Origin of the sequence: Methylobacterium sp. J-077 (assembly GCF_022829365.1) — a bacterium.
In the GTDB taxonomy this organism is placed as follows: Bacteria; Pseudomonadota; Alphaproteobacteria; order Rhizobiales; family Beijerinckiaceae; genus Methylobacterium.
Genome location: NZ_JAKSYJ010000253.1, coordinates 1 through 17,602 on the forward strand (window position 1 = coordinate 1; position 17,602 = coordinate 17,602).

Annotated in this window: 15 protein-coding genes and 1 pseudogene; 6 read left to right on the forward strand and 10 right to left on the reverse strand. The window is 69.1% G+C overall.

What is annotated here, in order from left to right:
- Nucleotides 1–180, reverse strand: a pseudogene (locus MKL11_RS31895) (sugar transferase); the annotation flags it as partial.
- Nucleotides 181–843: 663 nt separating this feature from the next.
- On the opposite strand from MKL11_RS31895, the gene MKL11_RS31900 reads away from it, so the two are divergent.
- The 5 genes from MKL11_RS31900 to MKL11_RS31920 all read left to right on the forward strand — a co-directional run bounded on the left by MKL11_RS31900 (nucleotide 844) and on the right by MKL11_RS31920 (nucleotide 7,398).
- Complete coding sequence (locus MKL11_RS31900; RefSeq protein ID WP_243951189.1) at nucleotides 844–1,539, forward strand: collagen-like protein; 696 nt, start codon at nucleotides 844–846, stop codon at nucleotides 1,537–1,539.
- A 476-nt stretch (nucleotides 1,540–2,015) separates the two neighbouring features.
- Entirely contained in the window at nucleotides 2,016–3,599 is a 1,584-nt protein-coding gene (locus MKL11_RS31905; RefSeq protein ID WP_409565944.1) for a TolC family outer membrane protein, read from the forward strand.
- 123 nt (nucleotides 3,600–3,722) lie between these two features.
- Entirely contained in the window at nucleotides 3,723–4,316 is a 594-nt protein-coding gene (locus MKL11_RS31910; protein WP_243951192.1) for a PopZ family protein, read from the forward strand.
- Nucleotides 4,317–4,431: 115 nt separating this feature from the next.
- Nucleotides 4,432–7,149, forward strand: coding sequence for a valine--tRNA ligase (locus tag MKL11_RS31915; RefSeq protein WP_243951194.1), 2,718 nt, complete (start codon nucleotides 4,432–4,434; stop codon nucleotides 7,147–7,149).
- 54 nt (nucleotides 7,150–7,203) lie between these two features.
- Entirely contained in the window at nucleotides 7,204–7,398 is a 195-nt protein-coding gene (locus MKL11_RS31920; RefSeq protein ID WP_243951196.1) for a type II toxin-antitoxin system VapB family antitoxin, read from the forward strand.
- A gap of 87 nt (nucleotides 7,399–7,485) precedes the next feature.
- Here MKL11_RS31920 and MKL11_RS31925 read toward each other — a convergent pair whose 3' ends face one another.
- A complete protein-coding gene (locus MKL11_RS31925) occupies nucleotides 7,486–7,659 on the reverse strand; it encodes a hypothetical protein (protein ID WP_243951198.1) in 174 nt (57 codons plus the stop codon).
- A 126-nt stretch (nucleotides 7,660–7,785) separates the two neighbouring features.
- The gene (locus MKL11_RS31930) at nucleotides 7,786–8,163 is read right to left on the reverse strand and encodes a hypothetical protein (RefSeq protein ID WP_243951200.1); all 378 of its coding nucleotides are present in this window, start codon (nucleotides 8,161–8,163) and stop codon (nucleotides 7,786–7,788) included.
- 289 nt (nucleotides 8,164–8,452) lie between these two features.
- Here MKL11_RS31930 and MKL11_RS31935 point away from each other — a divergent pair, with 289 nt between their 5' ends.
- Complete coding sequence (locus tag MKL11_RS31935) at nucleotides 8,453–10,000, forward strand: Do family serine endopeptidase (protein WP_243951202.1); 1,548 nt, start codon at nucleotides 8,453–8,455, stop codon at nucleotides 9,998–10,000.
- A gap of 265 nt (nucleotides 10,001–10,265) precedes the next feature.
- Here the strand turns inward: MKL11_RS31935 and MKL11_RS31940 are convergent, their stop codons facing one another.
- The 7 genes from MKL11_RS31940 to MKL11_RS31970 all read right to left on the reverse strand — a co-directional run.
- Nucleotides 10,266–10,976 carry a phosphorylase gene (locus MKL11_RS31940; protein ID WP_243951218.1) on the reverse strand — a complete coding sequence of 237 codons (711 nt, stop codon included), beginning with the start codon at nucleotides 10,974–10,976 and terminating at the stop codon, nucleotides 10,266–10,268.
- 174 nt (nucleotides 10,977–11,150) lie between these two features.
- Nucleotides 11,151–13,148, reverse strand: coding sequence for a squalene--hopene cyclase (shc, locus tag MKL11_RS31945; protein WP_243951204.1), 1,998 nt, complete (start codon nucleotides 13,146–13,148; stop codon nucleotides 11,151–11,153).
- A gap of 42 nt (nucleotides 13,149–13,190) precedes the next feature.
- Nucleotides 13,191–14,507: a hydroxysqualene dehydroxylase HpnE gene (gene hpnE / locus MKL11_RS31950; protein WP_243951205.1), complete on the reverse strand. Its 1,317-nt coding sequence runs from the start codon at nucleotides 14,505–14,507 to the stop codon at nucleotides 13,191–13,193.
- Nucleotides 14,507–15,358 carry a presqualene diphosphate synthase HpnD gene (gene hpnD, locus MKL11_RS31955; protein ID WP_243951207.1) on the reverse strand — a complete coding sequence of 284 codons (852 nt, stop codon included), beginning with the start codon at nucleotides 15,356–15,358 and terminating at the stop codon, nucleotides 14,507–14,509. Before hpnD ends, hpnE begins: the two co-directional genes overlap by 1 nt.
- Nucleotides 15,355–16,251, reverse strand: a complete 897-nt coding sequence (hpnC, locus tag MKL11_RS31960; RefSeq protein WP_243951209.1) for a squalene synthase HpnC — start codon at nucleotides 16,249–16,251, stop codon at nucleotides 15,355–15,357. Before hpnC ends, hpnD begins: the two co-directional genes overlap by 4 nt.
- A complete protein-coding gene (hpnA, locus tag MKL11_RS31965) occupies nucleotides 16,248–17,276 on the reverse strand; it encodes a hopanoid-associated sugar epimerase (RefSeq protein ID WP_243951211.1) in 1,029 nt (342 codons plus the stop codon). The genes hpnC and hpnA overlap by 4 nt, the downstream gene beginning before the upstream one ends.
- 130 nt (nucleotides 17,277–17,406) lie before the next feature.
- The coding region (locus MKL11_RS31970) for a hypothetical protein (protein WP_243951213.1) at nucleotides 17,407–17,602 on the reverse strand (196 nt) is incomplete at its 5' end.

The following is a 17,602-nucleotide window of genomic DNA, read 5'->3' on the forward strand; positions in this document are numbered from 1 at the left end:
CGCCCAGTCCAGCCGAAGCCCGCGTGCCACGAACGGCGTCTCCGGCAAAACCGCCTCCGCAACAGCCTCCGCAGCCTCGCTCACCTGACCCGCAATCTGATCGGCAACATCCGACATCTCAACCCTATGGTGCGGCGCAGAGGCGCCCGTGGAAATTGGGGATTCGGCATGACCCTGCATGGTCTCAGATCCTCGGTTGAGGCCAATGGCGGGTGGTTAATGATCAGTTACGAGTAGCCCTATAGACGGCAATCACTGGGCTGACAAGCTGGTCGGTATTTTATTTGGCGTCTATAAACAGATCAGCATTGTAAAAAAAACGCTGGTCGACAGGGGATTACGCCGCCTAAAGCGAGGTTGTCGTACAAACCTCACGTTCAGTAGTTGTTACTGATTCTCAAGCGCAGTCCGGCCGAAACAACGGCCGGGACAACAACTTACGCAGAAATAGATTGTGCGCTGCACAATCGCGGCCGGCGCAACCCGGCCGTGGAGAAACGTCCAACGGCGGGTGGCCAAGCGTCCATGCTGCACCGCCGTCCCCCCAAACGAACAACAGGCCAAAACCGTTGCATCGGACATGAGAGAGTCTCTGCACCCCCGTCGCGGCCGGTCCGGTCGCGATCGAGAGCCGAGCCGGCACCGTGCGACCGACGCCGCCTCACCCCATACAGGGCTCCGAAACACGCCGATCATTGACCATAATGCGCATGTCCGGCCTGCGAATACCGAATTCGGACGGTGACCCGTTTAAAATGCCGCTGTTCACATCAAATTTTTTGTACGTTGTTGCGAATCCGGAAATGAATGGCATCTTGCCGACATGAAAAGGCGGGGCCGGCCATGCGTCTATCGCGGCAGCAATGCATAGGATTGCAAATATTCGCCGTGTCGATGGTTTATATCGTTCCGGCGAAAGCCGACATGCGCATCGAGGCTGCGAAGATCACCGCCGGCGACCTGTGGATCCTGGGCAACGCCGGCGAGCCGGATTCCGACATCACCCTCGACGGCCAGTTTTCGCAGCGAACCGATAGCCGCGGCTATTTCGAGTTCCACGTGGTCTATCATCCGGCCACCTGCATCGCGACGCTGCGAACCCCGAAACAGGCGCGCAGCATTGTCGTAGGCGAATGCGGCCAGCAGGCGCCGGGCCTTCCCGGACCGCCGGGTCCGCGCGGCGAAGCCGGCGCACGGGGGGAACCCGGACCGGAGGGCGCGATGGGACCGCCCGGGCCTCCGGGAGACGGGGGATCCGTCGGCCCACAGGGCGAGCATGGGCTGCAGGGGCCCGCGGGCCCGGCGGGTCCGGTGGGAAGCGCTGGGCCGCCGGGCCCGCGCGGTCCCCAGGGGCCGCCCGGCCCGGCCGGCAAGACGCCGCCGCCGAGCGTCGCGTTCAAGGCCAAGCCATCGCCGGTCCTGACGGGATCCGTGGCCAGACCGCGTTCGGCGCGGCCCTCGCGCGAGCCGGGACAAGGGCCCGATGATGCCGCGCTGTCGGATCCCGGAGCGGGCGTAGCGGCTGAAGATCGCTACTAGAGCCGGCTCGACCGGTGGATCCCCTTCTCGACCGCCTCCGGCTGGAGGGGTCGCCGTGGCCGCCATCGCCCATGCCATGCGGCGCGGTGAACCAGGCCGCCGGCGCCCCCTCGCGTCGGCCTGTCGGTAAAGCGCTATCTCACGCGAATCACGAGAGAAATCGCCGTTCCGGGAGCCGGCGACGGCCGGGCCGGAAGCCCCGTCGCGGGCGCACCGTCATGTGTCACCTTAATGCCCCAACGCGGCAGATTTCGACGCCAGCGCCAGGCAAGCCCGAGCCAAAGCGGTGGTTTTGCGCTAAGCGTGACGGTGGGGCGGGCTTGATCGGATCCCTGCGTAACGCCGTACCTTGGCCGTTTTCGTGGCGGACATCCGGACCGTTAAGAGACCGCAAGGGCTTTTTAATCGTGACACGACGTCCACCAGCGAGTTGCCCCGCGCTCCGAGTCATCGGAATAGCGTCCGGACTTGCGATCTTGACGACCAATCCTTCCGTCGCCGAAACTTTGGAAAGCGCCCTCGCCAAGGCCTACCAGGGCAATCCGACCCTGAATGCCGGGCGCGCCGGGGTCCGCGCCGTCGATGAGAACGTCGCAATCGCCCAGGCGGGCTACCGGCCGCAGGTCAATGTCGCCGCGTCGATCGGCGTGCAGTACCTGCAGACCCGCAGCGGCAGCACCGTCTCCGCGGCAGCCGGCGCCGCAAGCACCGGGGCGACATCTGCCGTCGGGTCCTCAACCTCCGGAGCGTCGCTGGGCGGCGCGAGCACCGGAACATCGGGGGTCGGCACCGCCACGGGCGCCAGCACCGGCACGAGTCTCGGAACCACGAGCACGTCGTCCGGCATAACCTCGGGCACCTCCGGAACCTCGGCGGGTCAATCCGCCGGCACCGCGGCCTCGTCCACGGAAGTGACGACCCAGGCGATCGCCTCCAACCGGACGATCCGCACGACCTACCTGCCGAGCACCGCCAGCCTGACGGTCTCGCAGACCATCTTCAACGGCTTCCAGACCGACAACAGCGTTCGGCGCGCCGAGTCGACCGTCTACAGCCAGCGCGAGACCCTGCGCTTCACTGAGATCACGGTCCTGTACAACGCCGTTCAGGCCTACATGAACGTGCTCAGCAACACGGCGACGCTGGAGCTCAACCGGAACAACGTCGAGGTGCTCGAAGAGCAACTCCGTCAGACCCGAGACCGCTTCAACGTCGGCGAGGTGACACGCACCGACGTCGCCCAGGCCGAGGCGCGGCTCGCCGGCGCGCGCTCGCAGGTCAGCGCGGCCGAATCGACCCTGCGCACCAGCATCGGCATCTACCGGCAGAATATCGGCGTGGAGCCGCGCCAGCTCGCGCCAGGCCGGCCGCTGGACCGCTACGTCCCGGTCAGCCTCGATGCGGCCATCGCCATCGGCCTGCGCGAGCATCCGCAGATCGTCTCGGCGATCCACGCGGTCGACGGTGCGGAAGCCCAGGTCAAGATCCTGGAAGGCCAGCTCGCGCCATCGCTCAGCCTACAGGGATCCCTCAGCCAGCTCTACGATCAGAACGGGCCGAACCAGAGCTTCTTCGTCGGGTTCGTGGGCGGCCGGCTCAACATCCCGATCTACGAGGGCGGCCAGACCTACGCGCAGATCCGCCAGGCCAAGGAGACGGTCGGGCAGTACCGCATCCAGGTCGACCAGGCCCGCGACCAGGTTCGGGCGCAGATCGTCGACTTCTGGGGCCGGCTCGAGGCCGCCAAGGCGCAGGTCATCGCCGCCCAGGCGCAGGTCCAGGCCAACGAGGTGGCGCTGAACGGCGTGCGCGAGGAAGCCCGCGTCGGCCAGCGCACCACCCTGGACGTGCTCAACGCGCAGCAGGAATTGCTGAACTCGCGCGTGAACCTGATCCTGGCCCAGCGCGACCGGGTGATCTACTCGTACGGCGTGGTGCAGTCGATCGGGCAGCTCACCGCGCGCTTCACCGCGCTGCCGGTGGAGTACTACAGCGCCAAGATCCACTACGATCAGGTCAAGGATCTGTGGTTCGGCCTGCGCACCCCGGACGGGCGCTGAGGTCTTTTCCACGGGGAGTGTGGTGCAGGCGCGCTTGCCGCGACGAATTGGCATGGAATACTGTTTGACGACCGGCCCGATCGGGTCATCTTCCGAACATCCCCTGCCCGAGCGCGCCTGTTGATGAGTGCAGCGAGCCCCAAGATCCCGGACTCGAAATTCCAGGACAAGGCTGCCGAGAAGGCGCATGAGCCTTCGATGGAAGAGATCCTTGCCTCGATCCGGAGGATCATCGCGGACGATCAGGCGGCCAAGCCCGCCGAGATCGCGGCCGCGCCCGAGCCGGACGACGTCCTCGACCTCGCCGAGGTCGCCGAGCCGGTCGTGCGACCCCGCGCCGTGCCGCCGCCGGAGCCGACCGCCGCGCCCCTCGACTTCGACGCGATCGACTTCGAGGATGAAGCTGCGTTCGCCGAGCCGGAGCCCGAGCCCGAGCCGCCCGCGCGGCCGAGCCCATCGCAACCGCAGCCGGTGTTACAGGCGCCGCGGCCCGAGCCCGAGGTCGAGACCCTGATCTCGCCGGCCACCGATGCCAGCGTCAACGGCGCTTTCAACCTGTTGGCCCACACGGTGCTGACGCAGAACGCCCGCACCCTCGAGGATCTGGTCAAGGAGATGCTCCGGCCGATGCTCAAATCCTGGCTGGACGACAACCTGCCGGCCGTGGTCGAGCGGCTGGTCCGTGCCGAGATCGAACGGGTCTCGCGGGGCCGCTGAGCGAACGGCCCCTGCGTCCGGGGCCTGCCCGGTGCCGGGCGCGTGTTGACGGACGCGGCGCGACGGTCGAAAGCGGGTCCAATCCCGTTGGACACGCGTTCGGCCCATACAAGCGATGATGGACAAGACCTTCGAGCCCGCCTCCGTCGAGGCGCGGATCTCCGCCGCCTGGGCGGAGGCGGATGCCTTCCGCGCCGGCCGGCCCGAGCGCGCCGGTGCCCCGCCCTACTGCATCGTGATCCCGCCGCCGAACGTGACGGGCTCGCTGCACATGGGGCACGCGCTCAACAACACCCTCCAGGACGTGCTCTGCCGGTTCGAGCGCATGCGCGGCAAGGACGTGCTCTGGCAACCCGGCACGGATCACGCTGGCATCGCCACCCAGATGGTGGTCGAGCGCCGCATGATGGAGCGCCAGGAGCCGGGCCGCCGGGAGATCGGCCGCGCCGCCTTCGTCGAGAAGGTCTGGGCCTGGAAGGCGGAATCCGGCGGCGCCATCGTCAACCAGCTCAAGCGCCTCGGCGCCTCCTGCGACTGGTCGCGGGAACGCTTCACCATGGACGAGGGCCTGAGCCGCGCCGTGCTCAAGACCTTCGTGGACCTGCACCGCCAGGGCCTGATCTACCGCGACAAGCGGCTGGTGAACTGGGACCCGAAGTTCCAGACCGCGATCTCGGACCTCGAGGTCCAGCAGATCGAGACCAAGGGCCATCTCTGGCATTTCGATTATCCGATCGTCGACGCGGAAGGCGCCGAGACCGGCGAGATCATCACCGTGGCCACCACCCGGCCCGAGACGATGCTCGGGGACACCGGCATCGCGGTTCATCCCGACGACGAGCGCTACAAAGCTCTGGTCGGCAAGCAGGTCCGCCTGCCGCTGGTCGGCCGCCTGATCCCGATCGTGGCCGACACCTATTCCGATCCGGAGAAGGGCACCGGCGCGGTCAAGATCACCCCCGCCCACGATTTCAACGACTTCGATGTCGGACGCCGCTGCAACCTCGGCGTGATCAATATCCTCGATCCCGAGGGCCGGATCCTGCTCGACGGCAACGCCGCCTTCCTCGCCGACGCGAACCCCGAGCCCGAGGCCCTGGCGCTGCACGGCCTCGACCGGGCGCAGGCCCGCAAGGAAGTCGTGGCCCTGATGGAGGCGCGCGGGCGCCTGCGCGCGATCGAGCCGAACACCCATGCGGTCCCGCACGGCGACCGCTCGGGCGTGGTGATCGAGCCGTATCTGACCGACCAATGGTACGTGAACGTCAAGCCGCTGGCCGAGCGCGCGCTCCAGGCCGTGCGCGACGGCCAGACCAAGTTCGTGCCCGAGAACTACGAAAAGATCTTCTTCCAGTGGCTCACCAACATCGAGCCGTGGTGCATCTCGCGCCAGCTCTGGTGGGGCCACCAGATCCCGGTCTGGTACGATGCCGAGGGCGGAATCTTCGTGGCCGAGGGCGAGGCCGAGGCCCTGGCCCAGGCCGAGGCGCAGCACGGCAAGCCGGTGGCGCTGATCCGCGACGAGGACGTCCTCGACACGTGGTTCTCGTCCGCGCTGTGGCCATTCTCGACTCTGGGATGGCCGGAATCGACCCCGGAACTCGCCCGCTTCTACCCGACCAACGCCCTGGTGACCGGCAAGGACATCCTGTTCTTCTGGGTCGCCCGGATGATGATGATGGGCCTGCATCTCACCGACCGGGCGCCGTTCGACACGGTCTACCTGCACACGCTGGTGCGCGACGCCTCCGGCGCCAAGATGTCGAAGTCGAAGGGCAACGTCGTCGATCCCCTCGAGCTGATCGAGAAGGTGGGGGCGGACGCCCTGCGCTTCACCCTCTGCGCACTCGCGGTCCAGGGCCGCGACATCAAGCTGTCGGAGGACAGGGTCAAGGACTACCGCAACTTCGCGACCAAGCTCTGGAACGCCGCCCGCTTCGCCGAGCTGAACGGCTGCCGGCTCGACCCCGCCTACGATCCGCGGGCGATTACCGGGGCGATCAACCGCTGGGCGCTGACCGAGGCCGCCCGCGCAGTGGACGAGGTGACGGCGGCTCTCGAAGCGTACCGGTTCAACGATGCGGCGGGCGCCGCCTACCGGTTCGTCTGGAATATCTTCTGTGATTGGTACCTGGAGCTGGCCAAGCCCGTGCTCCAGGGCGAGGGCGTCGATCCGGCCGTCCGGGCCGAGACCCAGGCCACGGTGGCGTTCCTGATCGATCAGGTCGCCAAGCTGCTGCACCCGTTCATGCCGTTCCTTACCGAGGAACTTTGGGCGATCAAGGGCGCGGCGCTCCCCGAGCGCGGTCTCCTGGCGCTGGCCGCCTGGCCGGATCTCGCGGGGCTCGCGGATGCGGCCGCCGAGGCCGAGGTCGGCTTCGTGGTCGACCTCGTCACCCAGGTCCGCTCGGCCCGGTCCGAGACCAGCGTCCCGGCCGCGGCGCAGATCCCCCTGGTGATGGTCGGTGCGGCGCCGGAGGTCCGGGCCAGGGTCGAGGCGTGGCGGGACACGCTGCTGCGCCTCGCGCGGCTCTCCGAGATCACCTTCGCGGAGGCGCCACCGAGGAACTCGGCGCAGCTCCTGGTGCGTGGCAGCGTCGCGGCGCTGCCACTCGAAGGCATCGTCGATCTCGCCGCCGAGGTCGCGCGCCTGAAGAAGGAGCAGGGCAAGGCACAGGGTGAGATCAAGAAGATCGACGCCAAGCTCGGCAACGCCGATTTCGTCGCCCGCGCCCCCGAGGAGATCATCGAGGAGAACCGTGAGCGCCGGGACGCCGAGGCCGCGCGGCTCGTGAAGATCGAAGACGCGTTGGCGCGGTTGAGCGGGGATTAGGCAGGCGACGCAGCGGTGGCTACAAGCTGGATCGCTCGACCTATCAGGCTAGCCATGCGCGTGACCATCGATCTCGACGATGAACACCTCGCTGACGCTCAACGTTACACGGGTATCAGCGAACAATCGGATCTTCTATGTGAAGCGCTGCGGGCGTCGATTCAGCGAGAAGCCTTCCGACGCATGACCCTACTCGGTGGCAGCGATCCGACAGCCGAGGCCGGGCCACGCCGCCGCTCCGAATCGTGATCCTTATCGACACGGGCGTTTGGATCGATCGTCTCCGATAAACCACCCGACCCCGATCGCGCTCCTCGACGAGAATCGCCAGCGTGTTCATCCTGTCGTGTGGTCGGCGAATTCGACCTGGGAAGCTTGGAACAGCCGCTCGATCGGTCTGGCAAGCTTGAGAGAATGCCGCCGGCCCCGGTCGCCGAGCCGGATGAAGTCATGCGCCTGATCGTAGACCACGCGCTGCACGGTCTCGGGATCGGCTACGTCGATACCCATTTCCTGGCGTTCGCGACGCCGATGCCAGGCTCCCGGATCTGGACAAGCGACCGGCGCCTGACTGCCGCGAGCGACCGGCTCGGGCTGTCGTACCAAGCGGTCCACCGAGGCGGTCGGCAGGCGACCTCATCGACGGGTGCCGAGGGGGCCCACGAAGGGATTGGGCGCGCTCACGCTGCCATACGAGTCCTCGATCGAACTGCCGAAGCCGTCGCCGGAGGCGCCGCGCGGATGCGTGGAATAATCGGGCGGCACATAGATCCCGGCCCGGTTCCTGTAACCGGCTTTCAGGTTGTCGGGGTTCCTGGAGCCGGCGCCATCGTCGTAACGCCGGGCGTCGATGCTTTCGATCGACAACTCCTTCTTCTTGGAAGTTTTCAGCTTCGTTCGATCTGTGGAAGCAGGCCTGGCATCGAAATAATTCCGATAGTCCGAATAGTCGTCAGCGGCCATCGATCCGACCGCCGATCCCAGAAGCATGGCAGCAGCCAACAGGGTCTTCATCGCTGCACCCTCATTCGTCACGTGCCACGGGCATCTACAGGATCGACGTTTACCGCGACCTGCCAGGGCTCGTAAAAATCTACGGCGTCTTTTCAAACGCGCAGGTGACACGCGGCACAGGCCGCAGATTTTTCCAGTTCCGGCGCCCTGCGACGCGACCAAGCGCCCGCACATGTCCAAACCGTAATTCGACCGCCACGCCAGGGTCAGGCGCCGCCCTCTAGACCGATCGCATCGACCGCCGCGTCCCCGGCGGCGTCCCGATCCGTTGCAAGAGGTTGCGATCCCCATGACCGAGACCAGCCCCCAGAACCCGATCTCCGGCCGTACCTCCCGCCGCGCCCTCGCCTCGGTCGCCGCAGCAGCGCTGATCGCCGGCGGCGCCCTCGGCACCACCCTGCCCTCCGTCACCCCGGCCTACGCCCAGGCCCTGCCCAAGACCCCGATCGAGGCCCCCGAGCATCCTCCGGGCTCGTTCGCCGGCATCGTCAACAAGGTGAAGCCCGGCGTCGTCTCGGTGAAGGTCAAGCTCGACGATTCGGCGAGCAGCGACGACGAGGACGGTCAAGGCCAGGGCTCCGGCCAGGGCCAGAATCTCCAGAACGTGCCGCCGCAGCTGCGCGAGTTCTTCAAGCGCTTCGGCCAGAACGGCCCCGGCGGCATGCAGCCCCAGCACCAGGGCCCGCGCGGCGCGGTCGGCTCCGGCTTCATCATCTCGGCCGACGGCTACGTCGTGACCAACAATCACGTGGTCGATCACGCCAAGACCGTGCAGGTCACCCTGGACGACGGCCGCACCCTCGACGCCAAGGTCATCGGCAAGGATGCCAAGACCGACGTCGCGCTGCTGAAGATCAACGAGGGCTCGAACTTCCCCTACGTGCAGTTCGGCAAGACCGCCCCGCAGGTCGGCGACTGGGTCGTTGCGATCGGCAACCCGTTCGGCCTCGGCGGCACCGTCACGGCCGGCATCGTCTCGGCCCGCGGCCGCGACATCGGCGCCGGCCCCTACGACGACTTCCTGCAGATCGACGCCCCGATCAACAAGGGCAATTCCGGCGGTCCGACCTTCAACGTCAACGGCGAGGTGGTCGGCGTGAACACCGCCATCGCGTCTCCGTCCGGCGGCAGCGTCGGCCTGGCCTTCGCGATCCCGGCCGAGACCGTGCAGGCGGTGGTCGAGCAGCTGCGCACGGACGGCAAGGTCGCCCGCGGCTATCTGGGCGTGCAGATCCAGCCGGTGACGCAGGACATCGCCGACGGGCTCGGCCTCGACAAGGCGAAGGGTGCCCTGGTCGACCACGCGGAGAACGGTACCCCGGCGGCCAAGGCCGGACTGAAAGCCGGCGACGTGATCGAGAAGGTCAACGGCGACACGGTCGACAGCGCCCGCGAGCTCTCGCGCCGGATCGCCGGCATGAAGCCCGGCGCCAAGGTCGAGCTCAGCTACCTGCGCGGCGGCAAGGCCGACACCGCGACGGTGACGCTCGGCGCCATGCCCACCGACGGCACCAAGGTCGCCGCCCGCGAGGACGATTCGGGCAACGGCCAGCCGCGGCTCGGCCTCAACCTCGCCCCGGCCGCCGATGTCGGCCTGTCCGAGCAGGGCGTGGCCGTGGTCCAAGTCGACCCCGACGGTCCGGCCGCCGCCAAGGGCATCGAGGCCGGCGACGTGATCCTCGATGTCGGCGGCCAGAGCGTGACCCGCCCCTCCGACGTCGCCGCCCAGATCCGCACGGCGGAATCGAACGGCCGCAAGGCGGTGCTGATGCGGGTGAAAAGCAGCAAGGGCCAGACCCGCTTCGTGGCGGTGTCGCTCAGCAAGAACGCCGGCTGAGGCTGGTTTCTATCCGGCGCGGGGGTTTTTGACCCGCGCCGCCTCGTGTTTCCTCCCCACTGACGCCGACCGAACGGGCCGGCGTCTTTTTTCGTTCTGGCATCAGGTTCGATACGGAAGCGGAGGTCGGAGCCGGCCTTTTGGTCCCGCACCGTCGTCGCGAGCGGAGCGAAACGACCCAGGGATCCGCCTCGTTCGTCGAGGGCGCGCGACACTGGGTTGCTTCGCTCCGCTCGCAATGACGGTGAGCGTGATTGCGGACCTTTCAGCCGGCCACCGGATGAGACGGCACCGGAATTCCGAGCCCCGGCCCAAGCCGGCTTCGGCACTTCCCCAAAGCCGCGAAGGCCGCGTTCGAGTCGCGGGCGAGCCGCATCAGATCGCCAAGCCGCGCCCTCCCCCGGGCGAACGCAAAAAACACCGCGGCGATATCGGGCTCGCCGTCGGGCGTGAGCGCCTGGGCGGCGAAGGCCGGGAGCGCTTGGTTGGCCGGGTCGCAGATCACCCGCAGGGCCGCGAAGGGCAGGCCATGCCGGCCCGCGAAGGCGGCGGCGACGTGAGATTCCATGTCGACGGCGGCAGCGCCCGTCTGGGCGCGCAGCTCGGCCTTGCCGTCGACCCCGAGAACGGCCGTGTCGACGCCAGCCAGATCGGCCGGGATCACCCGGGGACCGACCCCGGAGAGGGCGTTGAGGAGGGCGGCCGAGAGGTCGAGGTCGGCGGCGCGCCGTCCGTCCTCGCCGACGATGCCGGTGCCCACCACCACGTCGCCGGGCTTCAGGGAGGGGTCGAGTCCGCCCGCGATGCCGAAGCTGATCACCGCCCGGCAGCCGGGCTGCGGGCGCGCATCGAGGAGCTGGCGCAGGCGATGCGGGTTGCCGCCGGCGCCGACCGCCTCGACCCCCTCCCCGGCTGCAAGGCGGCGTTCACGGGCGAGGCCGGTGACGGCGAGGACGGGGGCGGCGGGATCGATCATGGCGCGCTGGTGGACCAGTCCTGCGAGCTCCGCAAGGAGCCGCGACCGCCGTGGGGCCGGCGCCGCGAGATCGTCATCGGAGGAGGTCACGTCGGGAATACCGGGGTTCGCGGGGCAATTGGACTGTGCGAGCCGCCGGTGGGACCGGCCCGGCGGGCCGGCCCCTTCAGAGCGTCACATGCCGAACTGCACGCGCCGGCTGTTGGTGCGTTTCAGGTTGCGGTACCGTGCCATCGCCCAGAGCGGGAAGAACTTCGGGTAGCCATGATACCGCAGGTAGAACACCCGCGGGAAGCCCGTGGCGGTGTAGCGCTCCTCGTTCCAGAACCCGTCCGCGCCCTGCGTGCGGGTCAGGAAGTTGATGCCGCGGGTTACCGCCGGGTCGTCGACCGCGCCGGCCGCCATCAGGGCGAGCAGCGCCCAGGCAGTCTGCGAGGCCGTGGACGAGCCCGCCTCGAAGGCCGGATCGATCTTGTACGAGTTGGCATCCTCGCCCCAGCCGCCATCCGGATTCTGGATCCGGATCAGCCAGGAGACCGCGCGCTGGATCCGCGGATCGGCGGAATCGACCCCGGCGGCGTTCAGGGCGCACAGCACCGACCACGTGCCGTAGATGAAGTTCATGCCCCAGCGGCCGTACCAGGAGCCGTCCTCCTCCTGGTCGTTCAGCAGGTAGTTCACGCCGCGGTCGAGGGCGCGGGAGGTCTCCCGGGTCTCGCCGAGCTGGGCCAGCATCCCGACCACCCGGGCGGTCACGTCCGCGGTCGGCGGGTCGAGCAGCGCGCCATGGTCCGAGAACGGGATGTGGTTGAGGTACATGTGGTTGTTGTCGGCGTCGAACGCCGCCCAGCCGCCATCCTCGGACTGCAGCCCCTCGACCCATTCCCGGGCCCGGGCGATCGAAGCCTTGTAGTCCGGCATGCCGGCGACCAGCCCGTGCTGGTGCATGGCCCGGTCCATGGCCATGACCACCACGGCGGTGTCGTCGAGGTCGGGGTAATGGGCGTTGGCGTACTGGAAGGCCCAGCCGCCGGGGCGAACCTTCGGCTTGCGCGCCGCCCAGTCGCCGACGATGTCGAGCACCTGGCGGGGCTTCAGCCAATCGAGCCCGGCGCGGGCCTGGGCCTCGGCCTCGGGGCTTCCCGCCTCCAGCAGCGCATGGGCGGCCAGCGCCGTATCCCAGACCGGAGAGACGCACGGCTGGACGTAGGCTTCGCCGGCCTTCTCGACCACGAGCTTCTCGATGGCGTCGCAGGCGACCCGGACCTGCGGGTGATCGGGCCGATAGCCCATCACCTCGTACATCAGCACCGAATTGACCATGGCCGGGAAGATCGCCCCCAGGCCATCCTCGCCGTTCAGGCGCTCGCTGACCCAGGCACGGGCCTTCTCCATGGCGCGCTGGCGGCTCTTGCGCGGCAGGCGATCCTCGACCAGCTGCAGCATCCGGTCGATGAAGCCGAAGATCGGCGTCCACGGCCAGGTGGCGTGCGGCGAGCCCGGCCAGGTGCGGACGCTCTCGGGCGGGGTGATGAACAGCTCCTGGACGCTGATGCCGCGCGGGTTGCGGGCCCGGGGCTTGGTCGCCTGGAGCACGAACAGCGGCACCACGGTGGTGCGGGCCCAGTAGCTGATCTTGTCGAGGTGGAACGGGAACCACTTCGGCAGGAACATCACCTCCACGGGCATCACCGGCACGGCCCGCCAGGGCACCTCCCCGTAGAGCGCCAGCATGAAGCGGGTGAAGACGTTGGCGTTGGCGGCGCCGCCGCGGGACAGGATCGCCTCGCGGGCCCGGCGCATATGCGGCGCCTCAATGTCGTCACCGATCATCTTGAGGGCGAAATACGCCTTGACCGTGCAGCTCATGTCGAACGGGCCCTCGTGGACGAGGGCCCAGCCGCCGTGCCGGCCTTGGGTGCGGCGCAGGTAGTTGCCGATCTTGGCCTCGAGGCCGTCGGCGACCGGCGTGCCGCGGAAATGATGGAACAGGACGTATTCGGACGGGATCGTGGCATCCGCCTCGAGCTCGAAGCAGATATGCCCGTCGTCATGCGCCAGGTCGATCAGCGCGCGCGTCGCCTGCGCCACGCCGCGCTCGACGTCGTCGAGCGAGATCCCCTGGGTCTTCGAGCGCTGAAGCGGCTCGACCTTGCTTACGGCCTCTCTCATATTCCTCGCCTCGAACGGCCGCTGCGTCGCGGCCGCCATGCCTCAAGCGGCGCCCAATGCGCCCGAACCTGGCGCGCGTAGCCCGGCGCGCACGGAGGATCCGTGCCGCAGCGCACGCGCGGCCGTCTTGCCAGAGCGGATCGCTCCCTCGATCGTCGATGGCAGACCGGTGGCGGTCCAATCGCCTGCCAGGACGAGATTCGTGTAGGCGCTTTCGGCGCCCGAGCGACGCGCGGCCTCGGCCGGCGTGGCGGCGAACGTCGCACGCTTCTCCTTTACGATCTGCCAGCTAGGCAGTTCCGGGGCAAGATTGCACAAAGCTGCGATCTCCCCCCAGATCTGCCGGGCGAGGTCTTCCCGGGGGACGTCGAGGAGCCGATCCGCACCACTGATCGTGACCGAGTACCGGTCGGGATAGGCGAAAAGCCACTCCGTGAGCGAATTCACGACGCCGAGGATCAGCGGGCTATCGGGCTTCGGGACGAGCGCGAAATGCGCGTTCACGATGGAGCGGAATTCCACCGGGGCGAGGAGACCGGGCAACACCTCCCGGGCGACCCAGGGCGGCAGGGCCAGCACGATTCCGTCCTCGGGCCCGATCGCCTCCGGGCCGTCGGAGAACAGCAACTGGCCGACACGGCCGTCGACGACGTCGAGGCCGCGCAGGCGCCGGCCCAGACGGATCTCGCAGCCGCGGGTCGTCAGGTAGCGCAGGGCCGGGTCCACGAAGGCGTAGGACAGGCCCTCGACCGCCACCAGGGGACGGCACGCCTTGCCGCCAGCGCCCAGGGTCTCGCGCAGGATCCGGGCGGCCAGCCCGACATCGCTGTCGCGCGGCTCGGTGTTGAGCGCGGCCAGCAGCACCGGGTGCCAGAGCCGGGCGTAGAGATCGCCCTCGCAGGCCATGCTGTCGCCGATCGTGCCGCCCGCGCCTTCCGGTTTGCCGGAGGCGGCGCGCAGGATCCCGAGCGGGGCGAGATAATCCCGGGCGCGGGTGCCGGGGACGCGCCGGGACGGGCTCATCACCCACCAGGGCAGACGGCCGGCATTGGGGCGCAGGCGCCAGCGGTCGCCGGTCTTAAGGTCGGCGAAGTCGAATTCCGCCTCGTCGGGGCCGGTCAGCGCGTCCGCGGGGGCGCCGACGGTCTTGAGGAAGCCCAGGGCGTCGGCATTGCCCGACAGCAGCAGGTGGTTGCCGTTGTCGATCGTCAGGCCGAGCGACGGGTCGTAATACGAGCGGCAGCGCCCGCCCGCCTGCTTGGCGGCCTCGTGCAGCACCACCTGGGCGCCGGTCTCGGCCAACGCGACGGCCGCGGAGAGGCCGGCGAGACCAGCGCCGACGACGTGGATGCGTCCCATCAGATCAGGCCGTGCCGGATGACGACGCTGAGCAGCGCGAGCTTGCCGGGCTTGACCCGGGCGCGGGGCATCGCCCAGCCGCGGGCGATCACCGCCTTCAGGTAGAGGTGGTAGGCCGCCGCCATCAGCCGGGCCGCCTTGGTCGCCTTGCGGGGACTGCGCCGGATGATCTCCCAGGTTGCCTGGTAGTGATCCTCGGCCTCCCGGGCCACCGACAGGCAGACCTCGCCGATGCGCGGGTGGCCGATCGCTTCCATGGGGGTCGGATCGCTCAGGCCGATGGCGGCCAGCTTCTCCCGGGGCAGGTAGAGGCGGCCGCGCTCGGCATCCTCGTCGATGTCCCGCAGGATGTTGGTGAGCTGGAGCGCCCGGCCCTGGTGCCAGGCGAGCCGGATGCCGTCCGCCTCGGGCATGCCGAAGATCCGCACCGACAGCCGCCCGACCGCGCTCGCGACCCGGTCGCAATAGAGATCCAGGGTCTCGGCATCGGGGGCGACGATATCCTCGACCGCGTCCATGGCCATGCCGTCGATGACCGCCTGGAAATCCGCGCGCTTGAGGTCGTAGCGGCGCACCGGCTCGACGAGATCGCGCACCCGCGCGGCCGGCCGGCCGGCATAGAGAGCGTCGATATCGGCGCGCCAGCGGTCGAGCTCGACCTGCCGCACCGCCCGAGTGCCGCCATCGTCGGCGACGTCGTCGACAGCGCGGCAGAAGGCGTAGACGGCATACATCGCCTCGCGCCGCGCCTTCGGAAGCAGGCGCATGGCGGTGTAGAACGAGGAGCCGGCGGCCGGCAGGGCCGGAGCGGCGGCATCCTCGGCTGGGGCGGTGGTCGCGGTGGCGCTCACGAGCGGATTCCCTGGGCCGCGCCCCGCACGGCCCGGCGTCGAAAGGGCCGGCGCGCCAGGGTGGCGGCGACACCGCCGAGGGCCGTCAGGGCGAAGGCGGCCTTGCCGTGGTGGACTTTTTCGGAGAGCGGATCGCGCGTGGTCAGCCCCTTGGCGAGCACCACGGCGAGGCGGTGGATCGCGGCGATCTCCAGGGACAGCCGCAGGTCGTCGATCAGGTCCGGCAGGACGGCGCCTTCGTCGAGCAGGTCGAGGCAGCGATGCGCCAGTTCGGCGATCACCGCCCGGAGGTGCGGGCTCGCCTTCGGGGCGCCCAGCATCGCCACCGTGGCACCGTGCCGGTCGAGGGCATCCTGCGGGAGGTAGACCCGGTCGAGATTGGTGAAATCCTTGCCGCAATCCTGGAGGTGGTTGATGATCTGGAGCGCCGCACAGATCGCGTCGGACGCCGGCCAGACCCGGGCCGGATCCTCGCCGTGCACGTCGAGCACGAAGCGCCCGACCGGCATCGCCGAGTAACGGCAATAGTGGATCAGCTCGTCCCAATTGGCCGTGCGGTTCTTGCGCGCGTCCATCCGGAACGCGTCGAGCAGTTCGAGCGCGTGGCGGGGCGGCAGGCCGCGGGCGGCCAGCTCGCGCTTGAGCGGCTCCGCTTCGGGATCGGACGGGCCGGCACCGGTGAGCGCATCGGCGAGCCGGTCGAGCAGTTCGAGCTTGCGCGCGGACGACAGCTCCGTGTGATCGGCCACGTCGTCGCCGGCGCGGACGAAGTTGTAGAAGGCCAGGATCGCGCCGCGGTGGCGCGGATGGATCAGGTGCGAGGCGACCGGGAAGTTCTCGTCGCGGTGGCCCTTGCCGGAGCGCGCCGCGGTCGCGGTGTCGAGCTTGCTCATCCGAGATATCCGGCCTGGCGGAACCACGCGATCGCGTCGGACAGGCCCTCGCGGTAGGGCCGTGCGGTGTAGCCCAGTTCCAGGCGCGCCTTCCGGTCCGAAAAGAACATCCGGTAGCGGGACATGCGGATGCCGTCGATGGTGGCGAACGGCTGCCGGCCGGTGACTCGGGCGGCGAGTTGCGCGAAGAACGCCACCGGGTAGACGGCGGCCCTCGGCAGGCTCACGGTCGGGGGCTTGCGGCCGACCATCCCGGCGATATCGGCGAGCATCTGCGACAGGAACACGTCCTCGCCGCCAAGGATGTAGCGCTCGCCGATCCGGCCCCGGCGGAGGGCCAGCAGGTGGCCGTGGGCCACGTCGTCGACATGGGCGAGGTTGAGGCCGGTATCGACGAAGGCCGGCATCTTGCCGAGCGCCGCCTCCTGGATGATCCGGCCGGTGGGGGTCGGCTTCACGTCCCGGGGGCCGATCGGCGTCGACGGGTTGACGATCACCGCCGGCAATCCGTCCCGGGCGATCATCTCCTCGACCACGCGCTCGGCCACGACCTTGCTGCGCTTGTAGGCGCCGATGGCGGTCTCGGGCGTCAGCGGCATGGTCTCGTCGGAGGGCGTGACCCCGTCGGCCGGCGGCTTGATGGTGGCGACACTCGATGTGTAGACCACCCGCTCGATTCCGGCCTCCAGGGCGGCGCGCATCATCAGGCGGGTGCCGTCGCGGTTGGTGCGGACGATCTCTTCCCTATCCGGTGCCCAGAGCCGGTAATCGGCCGCGGCGTGGATCAGGTAGCGCTGGCCGCGCAGGGCGGCGGCCACGGCCGCCGGATCGCGCATGTCGCCCTCGGCGATCTCGACATCGGTCCAGGTCAGGTTCCGGCGCGGGCTCGTGGCGCGCACGAGGATGCGCACCGGGAAGCCGGCCCGGCGGAACACGTCGACCAGGGCTGAACCGAGGAACCCGCTCGCGCCGGTGATCAGCACGGGGCCGACCTCGGACGGGCCGGAGGAAGTGGCCTCTACCATCACATGTCTAAAGCGTTGCGGAATGCCGGCGCGGGCGGGTGATCCCGCCGCGCCGCGCTTGTGTCATCGAACCGCCCAGGCGGCAAGCGAGGCGCGAACCCGCATCCCCCGCCGCTTTTCGGCCTGCGCTTCAGGCGAGGCGCAGGCGTGAGCGGCCTTCCTTGCGCTCCGGCAACGTCGCAAGGGCGGTCTTGACGATGGTGGCGGCGTCGAGGCCGGCCTCGGCGTACATCTTCTCCGGGCTGTCGTGGTCCTGGTAGGTGTCCGGCAGCGTCAGCGTCCGCACCCGGACCCGGCCCGCATCCAGCGCGCCCTGCTCCGACAGC

What these genes read in the sequence shown, in the direction of transcription:
- MKL11_RS31910 (WP_243951192.1), top strand. Translation starts at nt 3,723, where the DNA reads ATGAGTGCAGCGAGCCCCAAGATCCCGGACTCGAAATTCCAGGACAAG.
- hpnC (WP_243951209.1), bottom strand. Translation starts at nt 16,251, where the DNA reads ATGAGCAAGCTCGACACCGCGACCGCGGCGCGCTCCGGCAAGGGCCAC.
- MKL11_RS31900 (WP_243951189.1), top strand. Translation starts at nt 844, where the DNA reads ATGCGTCTATCGCGGCAGCAATGCATAGGATTGCAAATATTCGCCGTG.
- hpnE (WP_243951205.1), bottom strand. Translation starts at nt 14,507, where the DNA reads ATGGGACGCATCCACGTCGTCGGCGCTGGTCTCGCCGGCCTCTCCGCG.
- MKL11_RS31925 (WP_243951198.1), bottom strand. Translation starts at nt 7,659, where the DNA reads ATGGGTATCGACGTAGCCGATCCCGAGACCGTGCAGCGCGTGGTCTAC.
- MKL11_RS31935 (WP_243951202.1), top strand. Translation starts at nt 8,453, where the DNA reads ATGACCGAGACCAGCCCCCAGAACCCGATCTCCGGCCGTACCTCCCGC.
- MKL11_RS31940 (WP_243951218.1), bottom strand. Translation starts at nt 10,976, where the DNA reads ATGATCGATCCCGCCGCCCCCGTCCTCGCCGTCACCGGCCTCGCCCGT.
- MKL11_RS31930 (WP_243951200.1), bottom strand. Translation starts at nt 8,163, where the DNA reads ATGAAGACCCTGTTGGCTGCTGCCATGCTTCTGGGATCGGCGGTCGGA.
- hpnA (WP_243951211.1), bottom strand. Translation starts at nt 17,276, where the DNA reads ATGGTAGAGGCCACTTCCTCCGGCCCGTCCGAGGTCGGCCCCGTGCTG.
- MKL11_RS31915 (WP_243951194.1), top strand. Translation starts at nt 4,432, where the DNA reads ATGATGGACAAGACCTTCGAGCCCGCCTCCGTCGAGGCGCGGATCTCC.
- shc (WP_243951204.1), bottom strand. Translation starts at nt 13,148, where the DNA reads ATGAGAGAGGCCGTAAGCAAGGTCGAGCCGCTTCAGCGCTCGAAGACC.
- MKL11_RS31920 (WP_243951196.1), top strand. Translation starts at nt 7,204, where the DNA reads ATGCGCGTGACCATCGATCTCGACGATGAACACCTCGCTGACGCTCAA.